Consider the following 15,967-nt stretch of genomic DNA (forward strand, 5'->3'; position numbering starts at 1 on the left):
ACGGCCCCGGGGCTTTGCCCACCCGGGCCGATCGCCGGGCTGCAGTCGGGCGTTCGTATTTCGGGGTTAGTCTGTGCCCCCCATTCCGTGGAGTCGCCCGTCGATGCGCCGCCGTTTCCTTGTTCTCGCCCTGTCCCTGCTGCTGCCGGCACCTGCCTTTGCCCAGGCCCAGCCGCAGGCCATGCCGGCCCCGGCGACGGCCACCCCGCGCAACTCCACCGTTGTACTGGCCACCGCGCCGGCCGACTGGCGCGCGCTGGACGGCCAGCGTGTGCGCATCGCTGCGCCGCTGACCCTGGCCGGCACCGACGCTCTGGAACGCTCCGGCCAGCTGACGGTCGCCTTCGGCGGTCGCCTGTGGCAGCCGACCGAAGTGGCCGCGCCGGGCACCGCCGGCATCGAACAGGTGATGGCTGACAACCTGCGCCGCCGCCTGGTCCTGGACGATGGCAGCGACGTGCGTGATCCGGGCAGCGTGGCCTACCTGCCGGGCAACCCGGTGCTGCGCACCGGCATGCTGCTGCGCAATGTGGAAGGCATCGTCCGCGTGGACGCGCAGGGCCGCCCCCAGCTGCGGGTCGAAGGCACGCTGAGCCTGCCCGCACTGCAGCGGCCGGCGGTGCCGGACGTGCCTGGCAGCCTGCGTATCGCGGCGTTCAACCTGGAAAACTACTTCAATGGCGACGGCCAGGGCGGTGGCTTCCCGACGTTGCGCGGTGCCCGCACGCTGGAGGAGCACAAGGCCCAGGTGGCCAAGCTGGTCGCCACCATCAATGCGCTCGATACCCACATCGCCGCCCTGATGGAGCTGGAGAACGATGGCTACGGACCGCAGTCGGCCATTGCCGAGCTGCTGGCCGCGCTCAATGACCGGCCACACTCCGGGCCGGACGACGCATGGGTGGCGGTCGATCCGGGCGAAGGCCCCGGCACCAATCCCATCCGCGTCGGCATCATCTACAAGCGCGGTGCGTTCAAGACATTGGGCCCGCCGTTGACCAAGCTTGACGGCCCGTTTGCCGAGCACAGCCGCGCACCGCTGGCGCAGGCTTTCCAGGGCAAGGGCGCACCGTTCATGGTGGTCGCCAACCACTTCAAGTCCAAGGGGTGCCGCGACGCCAGCGGTGCCGACGCCGACCGCAACGATGGCCAGGGCTGCTGGAATGCGACGCGCGTCGAATCGGCCCGCCAGCTCAACCAGTGGGTGCAGGCCGAAGCCGCGCGCCTGAAGGTGAAGGATGTAGTGATGCTGGGCGATTTCAACGCCTATGCGATGGAGGATCCGATCCGCACGCTGCACACGCTGGGCTGGCAGGACGCCTTCAAGGTGGCCAAGGTCGAACATCCCTACAGCTACGTCTACAACGGCTACAGCGGCCGCCTCGACCACGCCCTGCTGAGTCCGTCCATGGCCCGCCGCCTGGCGGGCGCCGCCGAATGGCACAGCAATGCCGACGAGCAGGACGCCAGCGGCTACCAGGGGCGCAATGTGCCCGGCCCATGGCGCAGCTCCGACCACGACCCGCTGCTGCTGGGCTTCGACAAGTAATGCCCAACGCCGGGGTCGGATCCCATTCCAACGGAATGGGCTCTGACCCCGATGCATCGCCGGGCCATGAACGCGTGGGCCGCACGTGGGGTCAGAGCCCATTCCGTTGGAATGGGATCCGACCCCCGGGCCGTACTCACCCCCAGGCGATCAATCCGATCGCCAGCACCGCCAGCGCCAGGCCGGCCCGGTTCCACTTCGTGGTTGGTTCGCCAAAGGCAAACACGCCCACCAGCGCGCCCAGTACCACCACGCCGATGTTCATGCCGGCGAACACCGTGGCCGGGCTGTCCGGCATCGCCTGGTGCGCGTGCACATAGAACAGGATGTTGCCGCCGTTGAGCAGGCCCAGCAGCGCACCCGCGCCGAGGTTGTGCCAGGCCAGCCGGCTGCGACCGCTGAAGTGCCGCCACAGCTGCAATGCCAGCATCAGTACGAAGGCCACGCTGAAGCTGGCCAGCACCGCCGCCATCGACGGCGTGCCGGACAGCGCCACCTGCTTGAGCAGCACGTCCACCACCGCGAAGCCGCCCCACACGCCCAGCAGCCAGCCCCAGCCACCCGGCGAGGACGCCACCGCCGGGCCGCGCGGGCGCAGGCTGATGGCCACCATCGCCAGCAGGCCCAGGCCGAGCCCGGCCAGCTTCCACGGCGTGGCGGTCTGGCCGAAGAACAGGAACGCCGCCGCCAGTGACAGCAGCAGCGACAGCCGCTGCGCCACGTCGCTGCGGACGATGCCGGCCACCGCCACCGCGCGGCCCAGCACCAGGAAGATCGAGGGCAGCACCACCGCCAGCGCCAGCAACGACGGCCACGGGGCATGCGGCGCGCGCAGCGCATCCAGCGACGGCTGCAGCACCACGGCGGTCAGGGTCGCAGCCACCAGATAGTTCCAGGTGACCATCTGCGCAACATCCAGTTGGCGGCGTCCGGCCACCTTCAACAACACCGAAACCAGCACGCTGCAGATCACGGCCAAAGACAGGTAGAGCATGGGGCGGGCACAGGGCAGGGGCGGGGGACGGTATCATGGTGCCATGCACAAGCCTTCGTTCCCCGTCGCCCCTGGCGAAACCACCTGCCTCGAACTGGACGGCCCGGCCGGCCCGCTGGAAGTGGTCGTCGACCTGCCCAAGGCCGATGTGCCGGTGCAGCCGATCGTGGCCATCGTCTGCCATCCGCTGTCCACCGAGGGCGGCACCCTGCACAACAAGGTGGTCACCATGACCGCCAGCACCCTGCGCGAGCTGGGCATCGCCACGGTGCGCTTCAACTTCCGCAGCGTCGGTGGTTCGGCGGGCACCTTCGATGGCGGCGTGGGCGAGCAGGATGACCTGAAGACCGTGACCGCCTGGGTGCGCAGCCAGCGCCCCGACGACCGCCTGTGGCTGGCCGGCTTCAGCTTTGGTGCGTTCGTTTCGCTGAAGGCGGCCGCCACGCTGCAGCCGGAGGCGCTGATCTCGATCGCGCCGCCGGCCGGCCGCTGGGATTTCGACGGCGTGCAGCCACCGGCCCGCTGGCTGGTGATCCAGGGCGAGCAGGACGAGATCGTCGACCCGCAGGCGGTCTATCAGTGGCTGGACGCGCTGCAGGCTCCGCATGAGCTGGTGCGGATGCCCGACACCAGCCACTTCTTCCATCGCAAGCTGATCGACCTGCGTGGTGCGTTGACCCACGGCGTCAAGCACTGGCTGGGCGCAGCGGCATGAGTGCAGTCGAGTTGACCCCGTCGCAGCGGTATGCGGCCGGGGTTGCCCGGGGTGACTGGCAGGACGACCCCGCCCAGCACGCGGCGCTGGCCGAGCTGGACCGCATCCACGTGGGCCTGCTGGACAACGCCGACGACGGCTGGCTGGACCGGTTGTCCTCGTTCTGGAAGAAGCCCGAGCCGGTCAAGGGGCTGTATTTCTGGGGGGGTGTCGGCCGCGGCAAGACCTTCCTGGTGGATCTGTTCTACGACGGGCTGCCAATCAAGCAGAAGTACCGCACCCACTTCCATCGTTTCATGCGCAGCGTCCACGAGCGCCTGCGCGAGCACCAGGGCCAGAGCGACCCGTTGGCGAAGATCGCCCAGGAATGGCGCAGCAACCTGCGCGTGCTGGTGCTGGACGAATTCTTCGTCACCGACATCGGCGACGCCATGCTGCTGGCGCGCCTGCTCGAACGCCTGTTCGCCGAGGGCGTGACCCTGGTCACCACCTCCAATACGGCGGTGGAGAACCTGTATCTCAATGGCCTGCAGCGCGAGAGCTTCCTGCCCGCCATCAGCCTGCTGCAGCGCTTCTGCGTCGAGCTGTACGCCGAAGGCACGGAGGATTACCGGATGCGCGCGCTGACCCGCTCGCCGGTGTACCGCGCGCCGCTGGCCGCCGATAGCGACGACTGGCTCGCCACGCGCTGGAACGAACTGAGTGGTGGTCAGCCCGCCAAGGCCGGCAACATCGAGATCGAAGGCCGCAAGATTCCGGTCCGCGGCCGGGGCAAGAGCATCGCCTGGTTCGACTTCGCCGCCCTGTGCGAAGGCCCGCGCGGCCCATCGGACTACATCGAGATCGCGCACGAGTTCAATACGGTGCTGCTGGGCGGCATTCCCGCCTTCGATCGCCTGAACGAGGACGCCGCGCGCCGCTTCGTCAACCTGATCGACGAACTGTACGACCGCCACGTCAACCTGGTCTGCACCGCCAGCACCTCGCCGGTCGAGCTGTACACCGGCCAGCGCCTGCAGGGCGCGTTCGAGCGCACCGCCTCGCGCCTGATCGAGATGCAGAGCGCTGAATACCTGGGTACACCGCACCGGGCGTGAGGGCCCGGGAGCTGCACGATCTGCCGGAAGGGCAGCCGCGCGCAGGCGCTGCAGCGGCAGCTCGACGTTACCGGCTGGGCGCCAGTGCGTTCCCCTGCGGCCGCTCCTCCGGCCCGGTCGACACCTGCAGGCCGTTGTCGCTGCGCTCCAGCAGCCGCAGCGGCTGGCCCCGGTAACGCACTTCCAGCGCATCGTGGGTATCGGCCAGCGCACGCACCAGCGGGCACAACGCCATCGCGCTGGCCTCCACACGCTGGGCACCGGCTTCCAGGCGCCGGTCCAGCTCGGCATCCAGGCGCTCGGCACGTTCCTCCATGGCGTCGCTGCGGCCGGTGAAGACCTGCCAGAGCACGCTGCGGGCGATCGAGCCGGACAGCGTCTCGGCCATGTCCTGCACCTTCGCCTCGAATCCGGGACCGAAGGTCGCCTGTTCCCAGTAGCCCTTTCCGAGCGTCCCCTCGATCCAGTCATCCGCCTGCCGCCGCAGGCGCCTGACCTTGCGGCTGTTGGCGGTGCCGGTCAGGCTCTCGTAGACGCCATCGAGCGCGTCGAAGCTCAGCTGGCTGACATCGCGCGCCAATGCCGTGGCGGCGGGCATCAACCGGCGCGCGCCGGCCTCCAGCTGGCGCAGGCGGGCGGCATCGGCGTCGCTGACCGGCACGATCGTGTCATCCAGGCTCAGCACACCATCGTGGAACACCACCTCGTGCGGCGCCTGTGGGCCGTGTCGCAGCCAGATGCCGCCGCTGTCCACCAGCACGTCATAGTCCGTGCGGATGCCACACTGGTCCGCGTGCAGCTTCGGCGCGTCGGCCGCCTGCGCCGGCATGATGCACAGCGCCGACAGCACTGCCAGGGCAGGCAGTCGCAGGTCCATTGGACATTCCTTTTCCAGTCGCCAGAGCCCAGCGTCCGCCTCTCCGGCCTGTCCGTCATCGGCCGAAAGTCACGCCGTCCACCGGCTGCCCACCTTCTATCCACAGGGTTGTCCCTTGGTCATTCCGTTACTGTCATGTGAAGCTGTCATTGTTCTGTTTCCGCACTCCGTTGTACCGCCGGAATGACGCGTTCCGGTCTTGACTGCGCGGCCCGTTCCGGCAGGTCCAAAGCGTCCGATCCGGGCGCCGATGGCACGATCCTTGCGGCGCAAGGGATTGCCGAATTTCACTACATTTGGCGTTGACGGACCCCACCACCCCCACTATCTTGTGGCCATCGGTCGCAGCGACCCCACGTCGCAAGGACAACGGGGAAGGCGCAGAGGCGGGAGCCACGCGGCACCCCCGTCCACAGCGATACCCGTCGGCGACCGTCACGGCAGCGGCAGGCGCAGGTCTCACCTCCTGCGACGCCCAGCTGCCATCCTGGACCGTCATGTCCTGGGCCGCGCCACCGATGCACCTGCAACCACCCCATCACGCCAAGAGGACACACGCCGTGACCACCGAAACCAGCGCCACCATCGAAAAGGAAAGCGAGTTCCTGTTGACGTCGCCGCCGACGGCCAACGCGATGAGTGTGACCAAGCGCAATGGCACGACCGAACTGGTGGACCTGAACAAGATCGTGCGTGCGGTGCAGCGTTCCTCCGAAGGCCTGCACGCCGTCGATCCGATGCGCGTGGCCACCCGCACCATTTCCGGCCTGTACAACGGCGCCACCACCCGCGAACTGGACGAGCTGTCCATCCGCACCGCCGCCCTGCTGATCGGTGAAGAACCCGAGTACGGACGTCTGGCCGCGCGCCTGCTGGCCAACTACATCGCCAAGGAAGTGTCGGGCCAGGAAATCTATGCCTTCTCGCAGTCGGTCAGCCGTGGCCATGAAGTCGGCCTGATCAACGACCGCCTGCTGAACTTCGTGCAGACCAACGCGCGCAAGCTCAACGATGCGATCGACATCTCGCTGGACCTGAACTTCGATTACTTCGGCCTGCGTACCCTGTACGACCGCTACCTGCTGCGCCATCCGCACACCCGCAAGGTGATCGAGACCCCGCAGCAGTTCTTCCTGCGCATCGCCAGCGCGCTGAGCGAGGACGTGTCCGAGACCCTGGCGCTGTACAAGCGCATGGGCAACCTGGACTACCTGCCGTCCAGCCCGACCCTGTTCAACTCCGGCACCACCCACGAGCAGCTGTCCTCGTGCTTCCTGCTCGATTCGCCGCAGGACTCGCTGGAGTCGATCTACGCCAAGTACGGCGACATCGCCCAGCTGTCGAAGTTCTCCGGCGGCATCGGCGTCAGCTACACCCGCGTGCGTTCGCGTGGTTCGCTCATCAAGTCCACCAACGGCCATTCCAACGGCATCGTGCCGTGGCTGAAGACCATGGACTCGTCCGTGGCGGCGGTGAACCAGGGTGGCAAGCGCAAGGGCGCGGCCTGCGTGTATCTGGAAACCTGGCACGCCGACATCGAGGATTTCCTCGAGCTGCGTGACAACACCGGTGACGAAGCCCGCCGTACCCACAACCTGAACCTGGCCAACTGGGTGCCGGACCTGTTCATGAAGCGCGTCGAGGCCGACCAGGAATGGTCGCTGTTCGATCCGCGCGTCGTGCCGGAGTTCACCGATCTGTTCGGCGAAGCCTTCGAGCAGGCCTATCTGCAGGCCGAAGCCCAGGGCAAGGCCAACCGCACCATCTCTGCCCGCAAGCTGTACGCCCGCATGATGCGTACGCTGGCCGAGACCGGCAACGGCTGGATGACCTTCAAGGACAAGTGCAACCGCGCCAGCAACCAGACCCTGCGTCCGGGCAACGTGATCCACCTGTCCAACCTGTGCACGGAAATCCTGGAGGTCACCTCCAACGATGAAACCGCGGTGTGCAACCTGGGTTCGATCAACCTGGGCAACCACTTCGACGAGCACAACGAGTTCGACTTCGAGAAGCTGGCCGAGACCGTGCGCCTGGCCGTGCGCCAGCTCGACCGTGTCATCGACCTGAACTTCTACCCGATCGAAACCGCCCGCCGCGCCAACCTGCGCTGGCGCCCGGTCGGCCTGGGCTGCATGGGCCTGCAGGACGTGTTCTTCCGCAAGCGCCTGCCGTTCGACAGCGCCGAAGCCCGTGCCCTGTCGAAGAAGATCGCCGAGACGATCTACTTCCACGCGCTGGAAACCTCGACCGAGCTGGCCCAGGAACGCGGCAAGCACCCGTCGTTCAACGACACCCGTGCCGCCAGTGGCGAACTGCAGTTCGACGCCTGGAACGTGGTGCCGGAAGACACCGCGCGCTGGGATGCCCTGCGTGCCCGCATCAAGGAGCACGGCCTGCGCAACTCGCTGATGATCGCGATCGCCCCGACCGCGACCATCGCCTCCATCGCCGGCTGCTACGAGTGCGTCGAGCCGCAGGTGTCCAACCTGTTCAAGCGCGAAACCCTGTCCGGTGACTTCCTGCAGGTCAACCGCTACCTGGTGAACGAGCTGAAGAAGCTGGGCCTGTGGACCGCCGACATGCGCGATGCCATCAAGCTGGCCGAAGGTTCCATCGCCGGCCTGACGCAGATTCCGGAAACCCTGCGTGAGGTCTACCGCACTGCGTGGGAACTGCCGATGCGTTCGCTGATCGACATGGCCGCCGAGCGTGGCGCCTTCATCGACCAGTCGGCCTCGCTCAACCTGTTCATGGAAAGCCCGAACATTGGCGCGATGTCGTCCATGTACATGTACGCGTGGAAGCAGGGCATCAAGACCACCTACTACCTGCGCTCGCGTCCGGCCACCAAGATCGCCAAGACCACGGTCAGCAACGCGGCCCCGGCCAAGGTGTTCAGCCCGGACGAAGCCATCGCCTGCTCGCTGGAGAACCCGGAAGCCTGCGAGGCCTGCCAGTAATCGCGCGCTGTGCCGTAGATGGAGCCGGGCTCGGCCCGGCTGCGCAATGACAAGGTAGCGCCGGGCCATGCCCGGCGTTTTGACCCGAGAAGACAAGGAAACACCCATGGCCGACAAGCCCAAGCAGATGCTGCTCGATCCCGGTTTTGAACTGACGTTGCGCCCGATGCGCTACCCGCAGTTCTATGACATGTACCGGAATGCGATCAAGAACACCTGGACGGTGGAAGAGATCAATTTCCAGATCGACATCACCGACCTGCACAGCAAGATGTCGCCGGGTGAGCGCCACCTGATCCATCGCCTGGTCGCGTTCTTCGCCACCGGCGATTCGATCGTGTCCAACAACCTGGTGCTGAACCTGTACCAGCACCTCAATGCGCCGGAAGCGCGCATGTACCTGTCGCGCCAGCTGTATGAAGAAGCGCTGCACGTGCAGTTCTACCTGACCCTGCTCGACAACTACCTGCCGGACCCGGAAGAGCGCGCCAAGGCGTTCTCGGCGGTGGAGAACATCGACTCGATCAAGAAGAAGGCCGATTTCTGCTTCAAGTGGATCGACTCGATCCAGGACCTGACCCGCATCGAGACCCGCGAACAGCGCCGCCAGTTCCTGCTCAACCAGATCTGCTTCGCCGCCTGCATCGAAGGCCTGTTCTTCTTTGCTGCGTTCGCCTACGTGTACTACTTCCGTTCGCGCGGCCTGCTGCCGGGCCTGGCCTCGGGCACCAACTGGGTGTTCCGCGACGAAAGCGCCCACATGGAGTTCGCGTTCGAGTCGGTGCGCGTGGTCCGCGAGGAAGAGCCGGACCTGTTCGATGAGGAGATGAAGCAGCAGGTGTACGACATGCTGGCCGAAGCGATCGAGTGCGAAGTGCAGTTCGCCGAGGACGTGCTGTCCGGCGGCGTGGCGGGCATCTCCACGCGCGACATGCGCCAGTACCTGCAGCACTGCGCCGACCAGCACTTCGCCAAGCTGGGCATGGAAAAGAAGTACAACGTGCGCAACCCGCTGCCGTTCATGGAACTGCAGGACGTGCAGGAGCTGACCAACTTCTTCGAACGCCGTGTTTCGGCCTACCAGGTCGGCGTGCAGGGCGAAGTTGCCTTCGACATGAACTTCTGACCCGTCCGGTCAGGCCTGTCGCAGCGAAAACCCCGGCCGATGCCGGGGTTTTTTGTGGGTAGCGCGGGGCCGTGCCCGGCGGGTACCGTCCGGGGCTGCGCGCAGCGTCGATTGCGCTGCGCCTTCGCCGGGCATGGCCCGGCGCTACCGCCGCCCTTCCGCCGCCATGCGCACCGCCAGCCCGGCCAGGACCGTGCCCATCAACCAGCGCTGTGCCGCCTGCCAGGTGGGGCGCGCGGCGAGAAATGCAGCGATGCTGCCGGCCAGCACCACGATCACCGCGTTCACGCTCAGGCTCACCACGATCTGGGTAGCACCCAGGACCAGCGACTGCATCAGCACGCTGCCGTGTCCGTCCGGATGCAGGAACTGCGGCAGCAGGGACAGGTACATCACCGCGATCTTCGGGTTCAGCAGATTGGTCAGAAAGCCCATCGCAAACAATCTGCGTGGGGTGTCCTGCGGCAGGTCGCGCACCGCGAACGGCGAGCGGCCACCGGGTTTGAGCGCCTGCCAGGCCAGGTACAGCAGGTACAACGCCCCCCCGATGCGCAGCGCGTCGTAGGCGAACGGCACCGTCATCAGCAGGGCGGTGATGCCCAGCGCCGCGCACAGCATGTAGAACACGAAACCCAGCACCACCCCACCCAGCGAGACCAGGCCGGCGCGGCGGCCCTGGCAGATCGAGCGCGAGACCAGGTAGATCATGTTCGGCCCGGGCGTGAGCACCATGCCCAGCGAGATGAGGGCGAACGCCAGCAGATCGGAGGTCGCGGGCATGGGCAGTCCTGGCAGTGGGCGTGGCGCAGTGTAGCGCTGCCTGTACGGGGCCTGGCTTAACATTGCCGCACCCCACACCGAAGCCCTACCCATGACCCCGATCCCTGAAACCGTGCCACCGATCGAAGTGCGCATGGCCGAAATCGTCTTTCCCAACCATACCAACCACATGGGCACGCTGTTTGGTGGCCAGGCGCTGGCGTGGATGGACAAGGCCGCCTTCCTCGCCGCCGCCCGCTACTCGCGCCGCACCGTGGTGACCGCGCGCAGCGACCAGGTCGACTTCAAGCTGCCGATCCGCATCGGCCAGATGGTGGAAACGATCGGCCGCATCGTCGAGGTCGGCCGCAGCTCGATGAAGGTCGAGGTGGAACTGATTGCCGAAGACCTGCACAGCGGCGAGCGCAGGCTCTGCACCCGCGGCCACTTCGTGATGATCGCGCTGGACGAGGCGGGCCAGCCGATCGCGGTGCCGCCGCTGCCGGCGCCCTGAGCCGGCGCTTGTGGGGGCGCCGTGCTGCCCCCATCTGGTCGGCATGACCCCGCCGCTGACCGACTTCATCGACCGCGCCCAGCGCCTGTTCGTGCTGACCGGCGCTGGCTGCAGCACGGCCTCGGGAATCCCCGATTACCGGGATACCGATGGCCAATGGAAACGCACGCCGCCGGTCACCTACCAGGCATTCATGGGCGAGGCCGCCACCCGCCAGCGCTACTGGGCACGCAGCCTGCTGGGCTGGCCGCGCTTCGGCCTGGCCCAGCCCAACGGCACCCACCAGGCGCTGGCCGCGCTGGAGAAGCAAGGCAAGGTGCAGTTGCTGCTGACCCAGAACGTGGATGGCCTGCACCAGCGCGCCGGCAGCCAGAACGTGATCGACCTGCATGGGCGGCTGGACCTGGTGCGCTGCATGGGCTGCGAGCGCCGCAGCGGTCGCCAGGCGTTCCAGCAGCGCCTGCTGGACGCCAATCCCGGCTGGGACACGCTCGAGGCCGGCATCGCCCCCGACGGCGACGCTGATCTGGAGACCGATTTTTCCTCCTTCGTGGTGCCCGACTGTCCGTCCTGTGGCGGCCTGCTGAAGCCGGACGTGGTGTTCTTCGGCGAGAACGTGCCGCGTGAACGCGTGGCGGCAGTGCATGAGCACCTGCAGCAGGCCGATGCCGTGCTGGTGGTGGGGTCCTCGCTGATGGTCTATTCCGGCTTCCGTTTCGTGCAGGCCGCAGCAAAGGCCGGATTGCCGGTGGCTGCCGTGAACCGTGGCCGCACCCGTGCCGACGACCTGCTGCAGTTCAAGGACGAGCGCGATTGCGCTGAAGCGCTGGCCGGGTTCGTCATCGGGTAGCGCCAGGCCATGCCCGGCGAGCATGCAGCGCCACCGCGAAACAGCGATCCATCCACATGGTTGATTCGCCGCCCTTGCAGCGGTGCAATACGCACCCCCCTCTGCCCGTCCCTGCACCCCTCGTGAGCCAGCTGTTCTCGCCGATCACCTTCGGCCGCCTGACCCTGTCCAACCGCATCGTCATCGCGCCGATGTGCCAGTATTCCGCCGAAGACGGGCGCGCCAGCGATTGGCATGCCATGCATCTGGGCAACCTGGCGCAATCCGGTGCCGGCCTGCTGATCCTGGAAGCGACGGCGGTTGAGCCGCGTGGACGCATCAGCTGGGCCGACCTCGGCCTGTGGGATGACGGTACCGAAGCTGCGCTGGCACACGTGCTGGCCAGCGTGCGGCGCTGGTCGCCGATGCCGCTGGGCATCCAGCTGGGCCATGCCGGCCGCAAGGCCTCGGTACAGCGTCCCTGGGACGGCGGTGGCCAGCTGCCGGCCGATGATGCACGTGGCTGGACCACGGTGGCGCCGTCAGCGCTGCCGTTCCATGCTGCCGATCCCGCGCCGCAGGAACTGGATGAGGCGGGCATCGCGGGAATCGTTGCTGCCTTCGCCGCCAGCGCGGTGCGCGCCGAACGCCTGGGCTTCGAACTGATCGAAGTGCATGCCGCGCACGGATATCTGCTGCACCAGTTCCTGTCACCGCTGAGCAACCGGCGCACCGATGGCTACGGGGGTTCGCTGCCCAATCGCCTGCGCCTGCTGGTAGAGGTATTCGATGCCGTGCGCGCGGCAGTGTCCGACAAGGTGGCCGTCGGCGTGCGCATCTCCGCCAGCGACTGGGTCGACGGTGGCTGGGATCTGCTGCAGAGCGAAGCGCTGTCCCAGGTGCTGGACGCGCGTGGCTGCGATTTCCTGCACGTCTCCAGCGGCGGCCTGGATGAGCGCCAGAAGATCAGCGTCGGGCCGGGCTACCAGGTGCCGTTCGCGGCCGCGATCAAGGCCAAGGTGCGCATGCCGGTCATCGCGGTGGGGATGATCACCGAACCGGAGCAGGCCGAATCGATCCTGCGTCATCGCCACGCCGATGCCATCGCCCTGGCCCGCGGCATCCTCTACGACCCGCGCTGGCCCTGGCACGCGGCAGCCGCGCTGGGCGACAGCGTGGTGCCGGCCGCGCAGTACCTGCGCTGCGAGCCGCGTGAGGCACGCGGCGTGTTCACCCCGCGCTGAAGGTCATGCCCGCCAGGCCGGCGGCAGGCCGGCCTGCAGGTGATCGAACAGCGCACGGATCCTGGCGGTGAAGTCGTGGCGGTCGCTGACGCAGAAATAGACCTCCATCGGTTCCGGGCGCCATGCGCTGTCCGCGCCGAACACCGCCTGCAACCGGCCATCGCGCAGAAAGGGATCGGCCACGAAGGCCGCCAGCCGGGTGATGCCGGCACCGGCCGCGGCCAGTTCGGCCAGCGCGTCGATGTCATCGCACACCATGCCGGGCGGCAGCGGCGCATCCGCGCGCTGGTCGCCCTTGCGCAGGCCCCAGCGCAGAGGCCGCCCATCGGTGGGGAAACGATGCAGCACACCCCGATGGCCGCGCAGATCGGACGGCTCCTGTGGCCAGCCATGCGCCTGCAGGTAGGCAGGCGAGGCGCAGAAGACGAAGGGAATGCGTGCCAGCGGCCGCGCCACGACGCCGTCCTCCAGCTGCGCATCGATGCGGATGCTGGCATCGACCGCCTCCGGACCATGCTGCACGGCCCGGTCGGACAGCCGCAGTTCCAGCTGCAGCTGCGGATAGCGTTGCTGCAGTGAAGGCAGCAGGGGCGCCAGCACGTGGCGGCCGAACGCGCGGCTGCTGGCGATGCGCAATGGCCCGGCCGGCTCGATGTCACCGCTGGTGACCAGGGCCTGCGCCCGCGCCAGATCGGTTTCGATGTGGCGCACCTGCGCCAGGTACAGCGCACCGGCCTCGCTCAGCGCCAGCTGGCGCGTGCTGCGGTTCAGCAGGCGCACGCCCAGGTGTGCCTCCAGGCGATGGATGTTCTGGCCGACGGCGGTGGCGCTGATGCCAAGGCTGCGGGCCGCAGCGGCAATGCTGCCGGTGTCTGCGGTGCGGGTGAAGCTGCGGATCAGCTGCAACAGGTTCATGACCCGCCAGCGTGCCACGAAAGACGGCCACGATCACTTGGAACTGTCCGAAGCGGTTCGTTGCATCGGTGACAATGGATCACGCGGGCGGGGTGCTGCCCTACACTTGCAGGATGCGACCCGATTCCATCCTCACCCTGTCCTGCCCCGACCGTACCGGCATCGTCTACCGCGTGTCGGGCCTGTTGTTCGATCATGGCTGCAACATCCTCGACGCCCAGCAGTTCGGCGACGAGGAAAGCGGCCGCTTCTTCCTGCGCGTGCATTTCGACCGCGGCGCCAGCCTGCCCCTGGACACGGTACATGCGTCCATGGCGGCACTGGCCCGCGAGTTCGGCATGGACTGGCAGCTGCAGGACGGTCGGCGTCGTGCGCGCCTGCTGGTGCTGGTCAGCAAGCAGGGCCACTGCCTGAATGACCTGCTGTTCCGCGCGCACAGCGGGCAGCTGAAAGTGGATATCGCGGCAGTGGTGTCCAACCATGCCGATTTCGCACCGCTGGCTGCGTCCTACGGCGTGCCGTTCCACCATCTGCCGGTGAACGCGGATACGCGTGCGGTGCAGGAGCAGCAGATCATCGATCTGGTCGAACACGAGCGTATCGACCTGGTGGTGCTGGCGCGCTACATGCAGATTCTTTCACCCACCCTGTGCCGCGCGCTGGCCGGCCGGGCGATCAACATCCATCACAGCTTCCTGCCCAGCTTCAAGGGCGCGCAGCCCTATCACCAGGCGCACGCGCGCGGGGTAAAGATCATCGGCGCCACCGCGCACTATGTCACCGAGGATCTGGACGAAGGTCCGATCATCGAACAGGACGTGGCCCGGGTCGATCATGCGATGACGCCGCGCGACCTGGTACGCCTGGGCAGCGATACCGAATCGCAGGTGCTGGCGCGTGCCGTGCGCCGCCATGTGGAGCACCGCATCCTGCTCAACGGGCACCGCACGGTGGTGTTCCGCTGATACCTGCCCGGCCGGACGTGCGTCAGAGGATCCCGATCCCCGCAGTGCCCAGTGCTTCGCGCACCATCCCGTCGTTGGCCTCGGTCACCGGCCGGGTCAGGTCCCAGAGGAATTTCACCCTGAAGCCGGACGTGGCTGCGTCCTGCGCGCTCCACAGCACGCAGTAGTCGCGGGCCAGGCCACAGACGTGCACCTCGTCGATGCCGCGCTCATGCAGCCAGCCGGCCAGGCCGGTGGCGGGGCGCCCGCCATCGGGGCCGTGGTTCTCGCGGAAGGCGCTGTAGGAATCCACCTGCTGGCGGGTGCCCTTGCGCAGGATCAGGTCGGCCATGTTCCAGTCCACCTGCGGATGCAGGGCGGCACCGGCGCTGCCCTGCACGCAGTGGTCCGGCCACAGGGTCTGCGGTTGCGCATGCAGCAGGATCGTTTCGAACGGACGATGGCCGGGGTGCTGGCTGGCGAACGAAGCATGGTCCGCGGGATGCCAGTCCTGGGTGGCCACTACGGTGCGGTAGCGGCGCTGCGCCAGCAGCTGCGCGATCGGCGCGACCAGCGCATCGCCACGGTCGCAGGCCAGCGCGCCACCGGGCATGAAGTCCGGCTGCAGATCGATCACCAGCAGGGCGACAGTGGCGGGCAGGGTGGGCATGGACGTTCCAGCGCGGCGGAAGAGGCGACCAGCGTGGCCGCCCCCTCGCCACACGTCAATCGCCCTGCGGCGTTTCGTTGTCCTGGCCGTAATACAGCAGCCCGATCCGGATCCGCTCGCGGCCGGTCTCCCGGCGGTGCCGGTTGGCATCGCGCAGCGAGTACACGCAGCCACAGTACTCCTGCTGGTAGAACCGCTCGCGCTTGCTGATCTCGATCATGCGGCTGGCACCACCGCCCTTGCGCCAGTTGTAATCCCAGTACTGCAGGCCCTCGTAGCGCGCCGCGGCGCGGATGCCGCAGTCATTGATCTGCGCCATGTTCTTCCAGCGCGAGATGCCCAGCGACGAGCTGATGGTGTCGTAGCCGTGCTCATGCGCGTACAGCGCCGTGCGCTCGAAGCGCATGTCGAAGCACATCGTGCAGCGGATGCCGCGCTCGGGTTCGTTCTCCATGCCGCGCGCGCGGCTGAACCAGTTGTCGGTGTCGTAGTCGCAGTCGATGAAGGGGACGCCATGCTGCTCGGCGAAGCGGATGTTCTCCTGCTTGCGGAGCTCGTATTCCTTCACCGGATGGATGTTGGGGTTGTAGAAGAAGATCGCGTAGTCGATCCCGGAGGCGGTGATCGCCTCCATCACTTCGCCGGAGCAGGGCGCACAGCACGAATGCAGCAGCAGGCGCTTGCCGTCGGCGGGCAGGGACAGGGTGGGGCGTTGGAGCTCGGTCATCATCAGGTACCGCACGGACCGCCGGCAACGGCGGCGGCCCGTGC

The 15,967-nt window shown here is 67.5% G+C and carries 15 protein-coding genes; 9 read left to right on the plus strand and 6 right to left on the minus strand.

Going from position 1 to position 15,967, the window contains the following annotated elements:
* Nucleotides 1-103: 103 nt before the first annotated feature.
* Nucleotides 104-1,549: an ExeM/NucH family extracellular endonuclease gene (locus tag ACZK08_RS01110; RefSeq protein WP_065182042.1), complete on the plus strand. Its 1,446-nt coding sequence runs from the start codon at nucleotides 104-106 to the stop codon at nucleotides 1,547-1,549.
* A gap of 136 nt (nucleotides 1,550-1,685) precedes the next feature.
* Here the strand turns inward: ACZK08_RS01110 and ACZK08_RS01115 are convergent, their stop codons facing one another.
* Entirely contained in the window at nucleotides 1,686-2,543 is an 858-nt protein-coding gene (locus tag ACZK08_RS01115) for an EamA family transporter (protein ID WP_065182041.1), read from the minus strand.
* A 43-nt stretch (nucleotides 2,544-2,586) separates the two neighbouring features.
* On the opposite strand from ACZK08_RS01115, the gene ACZK08_RS01120 reads away from it, so the two are divergent.
* On the plus strand, nucleotides 2,587-3,258 hold the full coding sequence (locus tag ACZK08_RS01120; RefSeq protein ID WP_065182040.1) for an alpha/beta hydrolase: 672 nt from the start codon (nucleotides 2,587-2,589) through the stop codon (nucleotides 3,256-3,258).
* On the plus strand, nucleotides 3,255-4,355 hold the full coding sequence (zapE, locus tag ACZK08_RS01125; RefSeq protein ID WP_053518589.1) for a cell division protein ZapE: 1,101 nt from the start codon (nucleotides 3,255-3,257) through the stop codon (nucleotides 4,353-4,355). Before ACZK08_RS01120 ends, zapE begins: the two co-directional genes overlap by 4 nt.
* Nucleotides 4,356-4,422: 67 nt before the next feature.
* Here zapE and ACZK08_RS01130 read toward each other — a convergent pair whose 3' ends face one another.
* The gene (locus ACZK08_RS01130; RefSeq protein ID WP_065182039.1) at nucleotides 4,423-5,232 is read right to left on the minus strand and encodes a DUF2884 family protein; all 810 of its coding nucleotides are present in this window, start codon (nucleotides 5,230-5,232) and stop codon (nucleotides 4,423-4,425) included.
* 560 nt (nucleotides 5,233-5,792) lie between these two features.
* Here ACZK08_RS01130 and ACZK08_RS01135 point away from each other — a divergent pair.
* Both ACZK08_RS01135 and ACZK08_RS01140 read left to right on the plus strand, forming a co-directional pair.
* Nucleotides 5,793-8,195, plus strand: coding sequence for a ribonucleoside-diphosphate reductase subunit alpha (locus ACZK08_RS01135; protein ID WP_065182038.1), 2,403 nt, complete (start codon nucleotides 5,793-5,795; stop codon nucleotides 8,193-8,195).
* A 106-nt stretch (nucleotides 8,196-8,301) separates the two neighbouring features.
* Nucleotides 8,302-9,321, plus strand: coding sequence for a ribonucleotide-diphosphate reductase subunit beta (locus tag ACZK08_RS01140; RefSeq protein ID WP_019661865.1), 1,020 nt, complete (start codon nucleotides 8,302-8,304; stop codon nucleotides 9,319-9,321).
* A gap of 144 nt (nucleotides 9,322-9,465) precedes the next feature.
* Here the strand turns inward: ACZK08_RS01140 and ACZK08_RS01145 are convergent, their stop codons facing one another.
* A complete protein-coding gene (locus ACZK08_RS01145) occupies nucleotides 9,466-10,101 on the minus strand; it encodes a LysE family translocator (RefSeq protein WP_065182037.1) in 636 nt (211 codons plus the stop codon).
* A gap of 91 nt (nucleotides 10,102-10,192) precedes the next feature.
* Here ACZK08_RS01145 and ACZK08_RS01150 point away from each other — a divergent pair, with 91 nt between their 5' ends.
* The 3 genes from ACZK08_RS01150 to ACZK08_RS01160 all read left to right on the plus strand — a co-directional run bounded on the left by ACZK08_RS01150 (nucleotide 10,193) and on the right by ACZK08_RS01160 (nucleotide 12,667).
* The gene (locus ACZK08_RS01150) at nucleotides 10,193-10,594 is read left to right on the plus strand and encodes an acyl-CoA thioesterase (protein ID WP_053518579.1); all 402 of its coding nucleotides are present in this window, start codon (nucleotides 10,193-10,195) and stop codon (nucleotides 10,592-10,594) included.
* Between the two features lie 43 nt (nucleotides 10,595-10,637).
* The gene (locus tag ACZK08_RS01155; RefSeq protein ID WP_053518577.1) at nucleotides 10,638-11,444 is read left to right on the plus strand and encodes an NAD-dependent protein deacetylase; all 807 of its coding nucleotides are present in this window, start codon (nucleotides 10,638-10,640) and stop codon (nucleotides 11,442-11,444) included.
* A gap of 122 nt (nucleotides 11,445-11,566) precedes the next feature.
* Nucleotides 11,567-12,667 carry an NADH:flavin oxidoreductase/NADH oxidase gene (locus ACZK08_RS01160; protein WP_080375304.1) on the plus strand — a complete coding sequence of 367 codons (1,101 nt, stop codon included), beginning with the start codon at nucleotides 11,567-11,569 and terminating at the stop codon, nucleotides 12,665-12,667.
* A gap of 3 nt (nucleotides 12,668-12,670) precedes the next feature.
* Here ACZK08_RS01160 and ACZK08_RS01165 read toward each other — a convergent pair whose 3' ends face one another.
* Nucleotides 12,671-13,582, minus strand: a complete 912-nt coding sequence (locus ACZK08_RS01165; protein ID WP_065182036.1) for a LysR family transcriptional regulator — start codon at nucleotides 13,580-13,582, stop codon at nucleotides 12,671-12,673.
* A gap of 113 nt (nucleotides 13,583-13,695) precedes the next feature.
* On the opposite strand from ACZK08_RS01165, the gene purU reads away from it, so the two are divergent.
* Nucleotides 13,696-14,547, plus strand: coding sequence for a formyltetrahydrofolate deformylase (gene purU / locus ACZK08_RS01170; RefSeq protein WP_478452399.1), 852 nt, complete (start codon nucleotides 13,696-13,698; stop codon nucleotides 14,545-14,547).
* A gap of 22 nt (nucleotides 14,548-14,569) precedes the next feature.
* Here the strand turns inward: purU and pncA are convergent, their stop codons facing one another.
* Both pncA and ACZK08_RS01180 read right to left on the minus strand, forming a co-directional pair.
* Nucleotides 14,570-15,196, minus strand: coding sequence for a bifunctional nicotinamidase/pyrazinamidase (gene pncA / locus ACZK08_RS01175; RefSeq protein WP_065174191.1), 627 nt, complete (start codon nucleotides 15,194-15,196; stop codon nucleotides 14,570-14,572).
* Nucleotides 15,197-15,251: 55 nt separating this feature from the next.
* Complete coding sequence (locus ACZK08_RS01180; protein ID WP_414487958.1) at nucleotides 15,252-15,926, minus strand: epoxyqueuosine reductase QueH; 675 nt, start codon at nucleotides 15,924-15,926, stop codon at nucleotides 15,252-15,254.
* Nucleotides 15,927-15,967 lie beyond the last annotated feature (41 nt).

The sequence above is a fragment of the Stenotrophomonas sp. 112478_Sma genome, from assembly GCF_056479905.1.

Bases quoted from the DNA above. Each gene is read 5' to 3' on its own strand.
- ACZK08_RS01110 (WP_065182042.1), top strand. From the start codon at position 104: ATGCGCCGCCGTTTCCTTGTTCTCGCCCTGTCCCTGCTGCTGCCGGCA.
- pncA (WP_065174191.1), bottom strand. From the start codon at position 15,196: ATGCCCACCCTGCCCGCCACTGTCGCCCTGCTGGTGATCGATCTGCAG.
- ACZK08_RS01140 (WP_019661865.1), top strand. From the start codon at position 8,302: ATGGCCGACAAGCCCAAGCAGATGCTGCTCGATCCCGGTTTTGAACTG.
- ACZK08_RS01155 (WP_053518577.1), top strand. From the start codon at position 10,638: ATGACCCCGCCGCTGACCGACTTCATCGACCGCGCCCAGCGCCTGTTC.
- ACZK08_RS01120 (WP_065182040.1), top strand. From the start codon at position 2,587: ATGCACAAGCCTTCGTTCCCCGTCGCCCCTGGCGAAACCACCTGCCTC.
- ACZK08_RS01180 (WP_414487958.1), bottom strand. From the start codon at position 15,926: ATGATGACCGAGCTCCAACGCCCCACCCTGTCCCTGCCCGCCGACGGC.
- ACZK08_RS01145 (WP_065182037.1), bottom strand. From the start codon at position 10,101: ATGCCCGCGACCTCCGATCTGCTGGCGTTCGCCCTCATCTCGCTGGGC.
- ACZK08_RS01150 (WP_053518579.1), top strand. From the start codon at position 10,193: ATGACCCCGATCCCTGAAACCGTGCCACCGATCGAAGTGCGCATGGCC.
- ACZK08_RS01115 (WP_065182041.1), bottom strand. From the start codon at position 2,543: ATGCTCTACCTGTCTTTGGCCGTGATCTGCAGCGTGCTGGTTTCGGTG.
- purU (WP_478452399.1), top strand. From the start codon at position 13,696: ATGCGACCCGATTCCATCCTCACCCTGTCCTGCCCCGACCGTACCGGC.
- ACZK08_RS01165 (WP_065182036.1), bottom strand. From the start codon at position 13,582: ATGAACCTGTTGCAGCTGATCCGCAGCTTCACCCGCACCGCAGACACC.
- zapE (WP_053518589.1), top strand. From the start codon at position 3,255: ATGAGTGCAGTCGAGTTGACCCCGTCGCAGCGGTATGCGGCCGGGGTT.
- ACZK08_RS01130 (WP_065182039.1), bottom strand. From the start codon at position 5,232: ATGGACCTGCGACTGCCTGCCCTGGCAGTGCTGTCGGCGCTGTGCATC.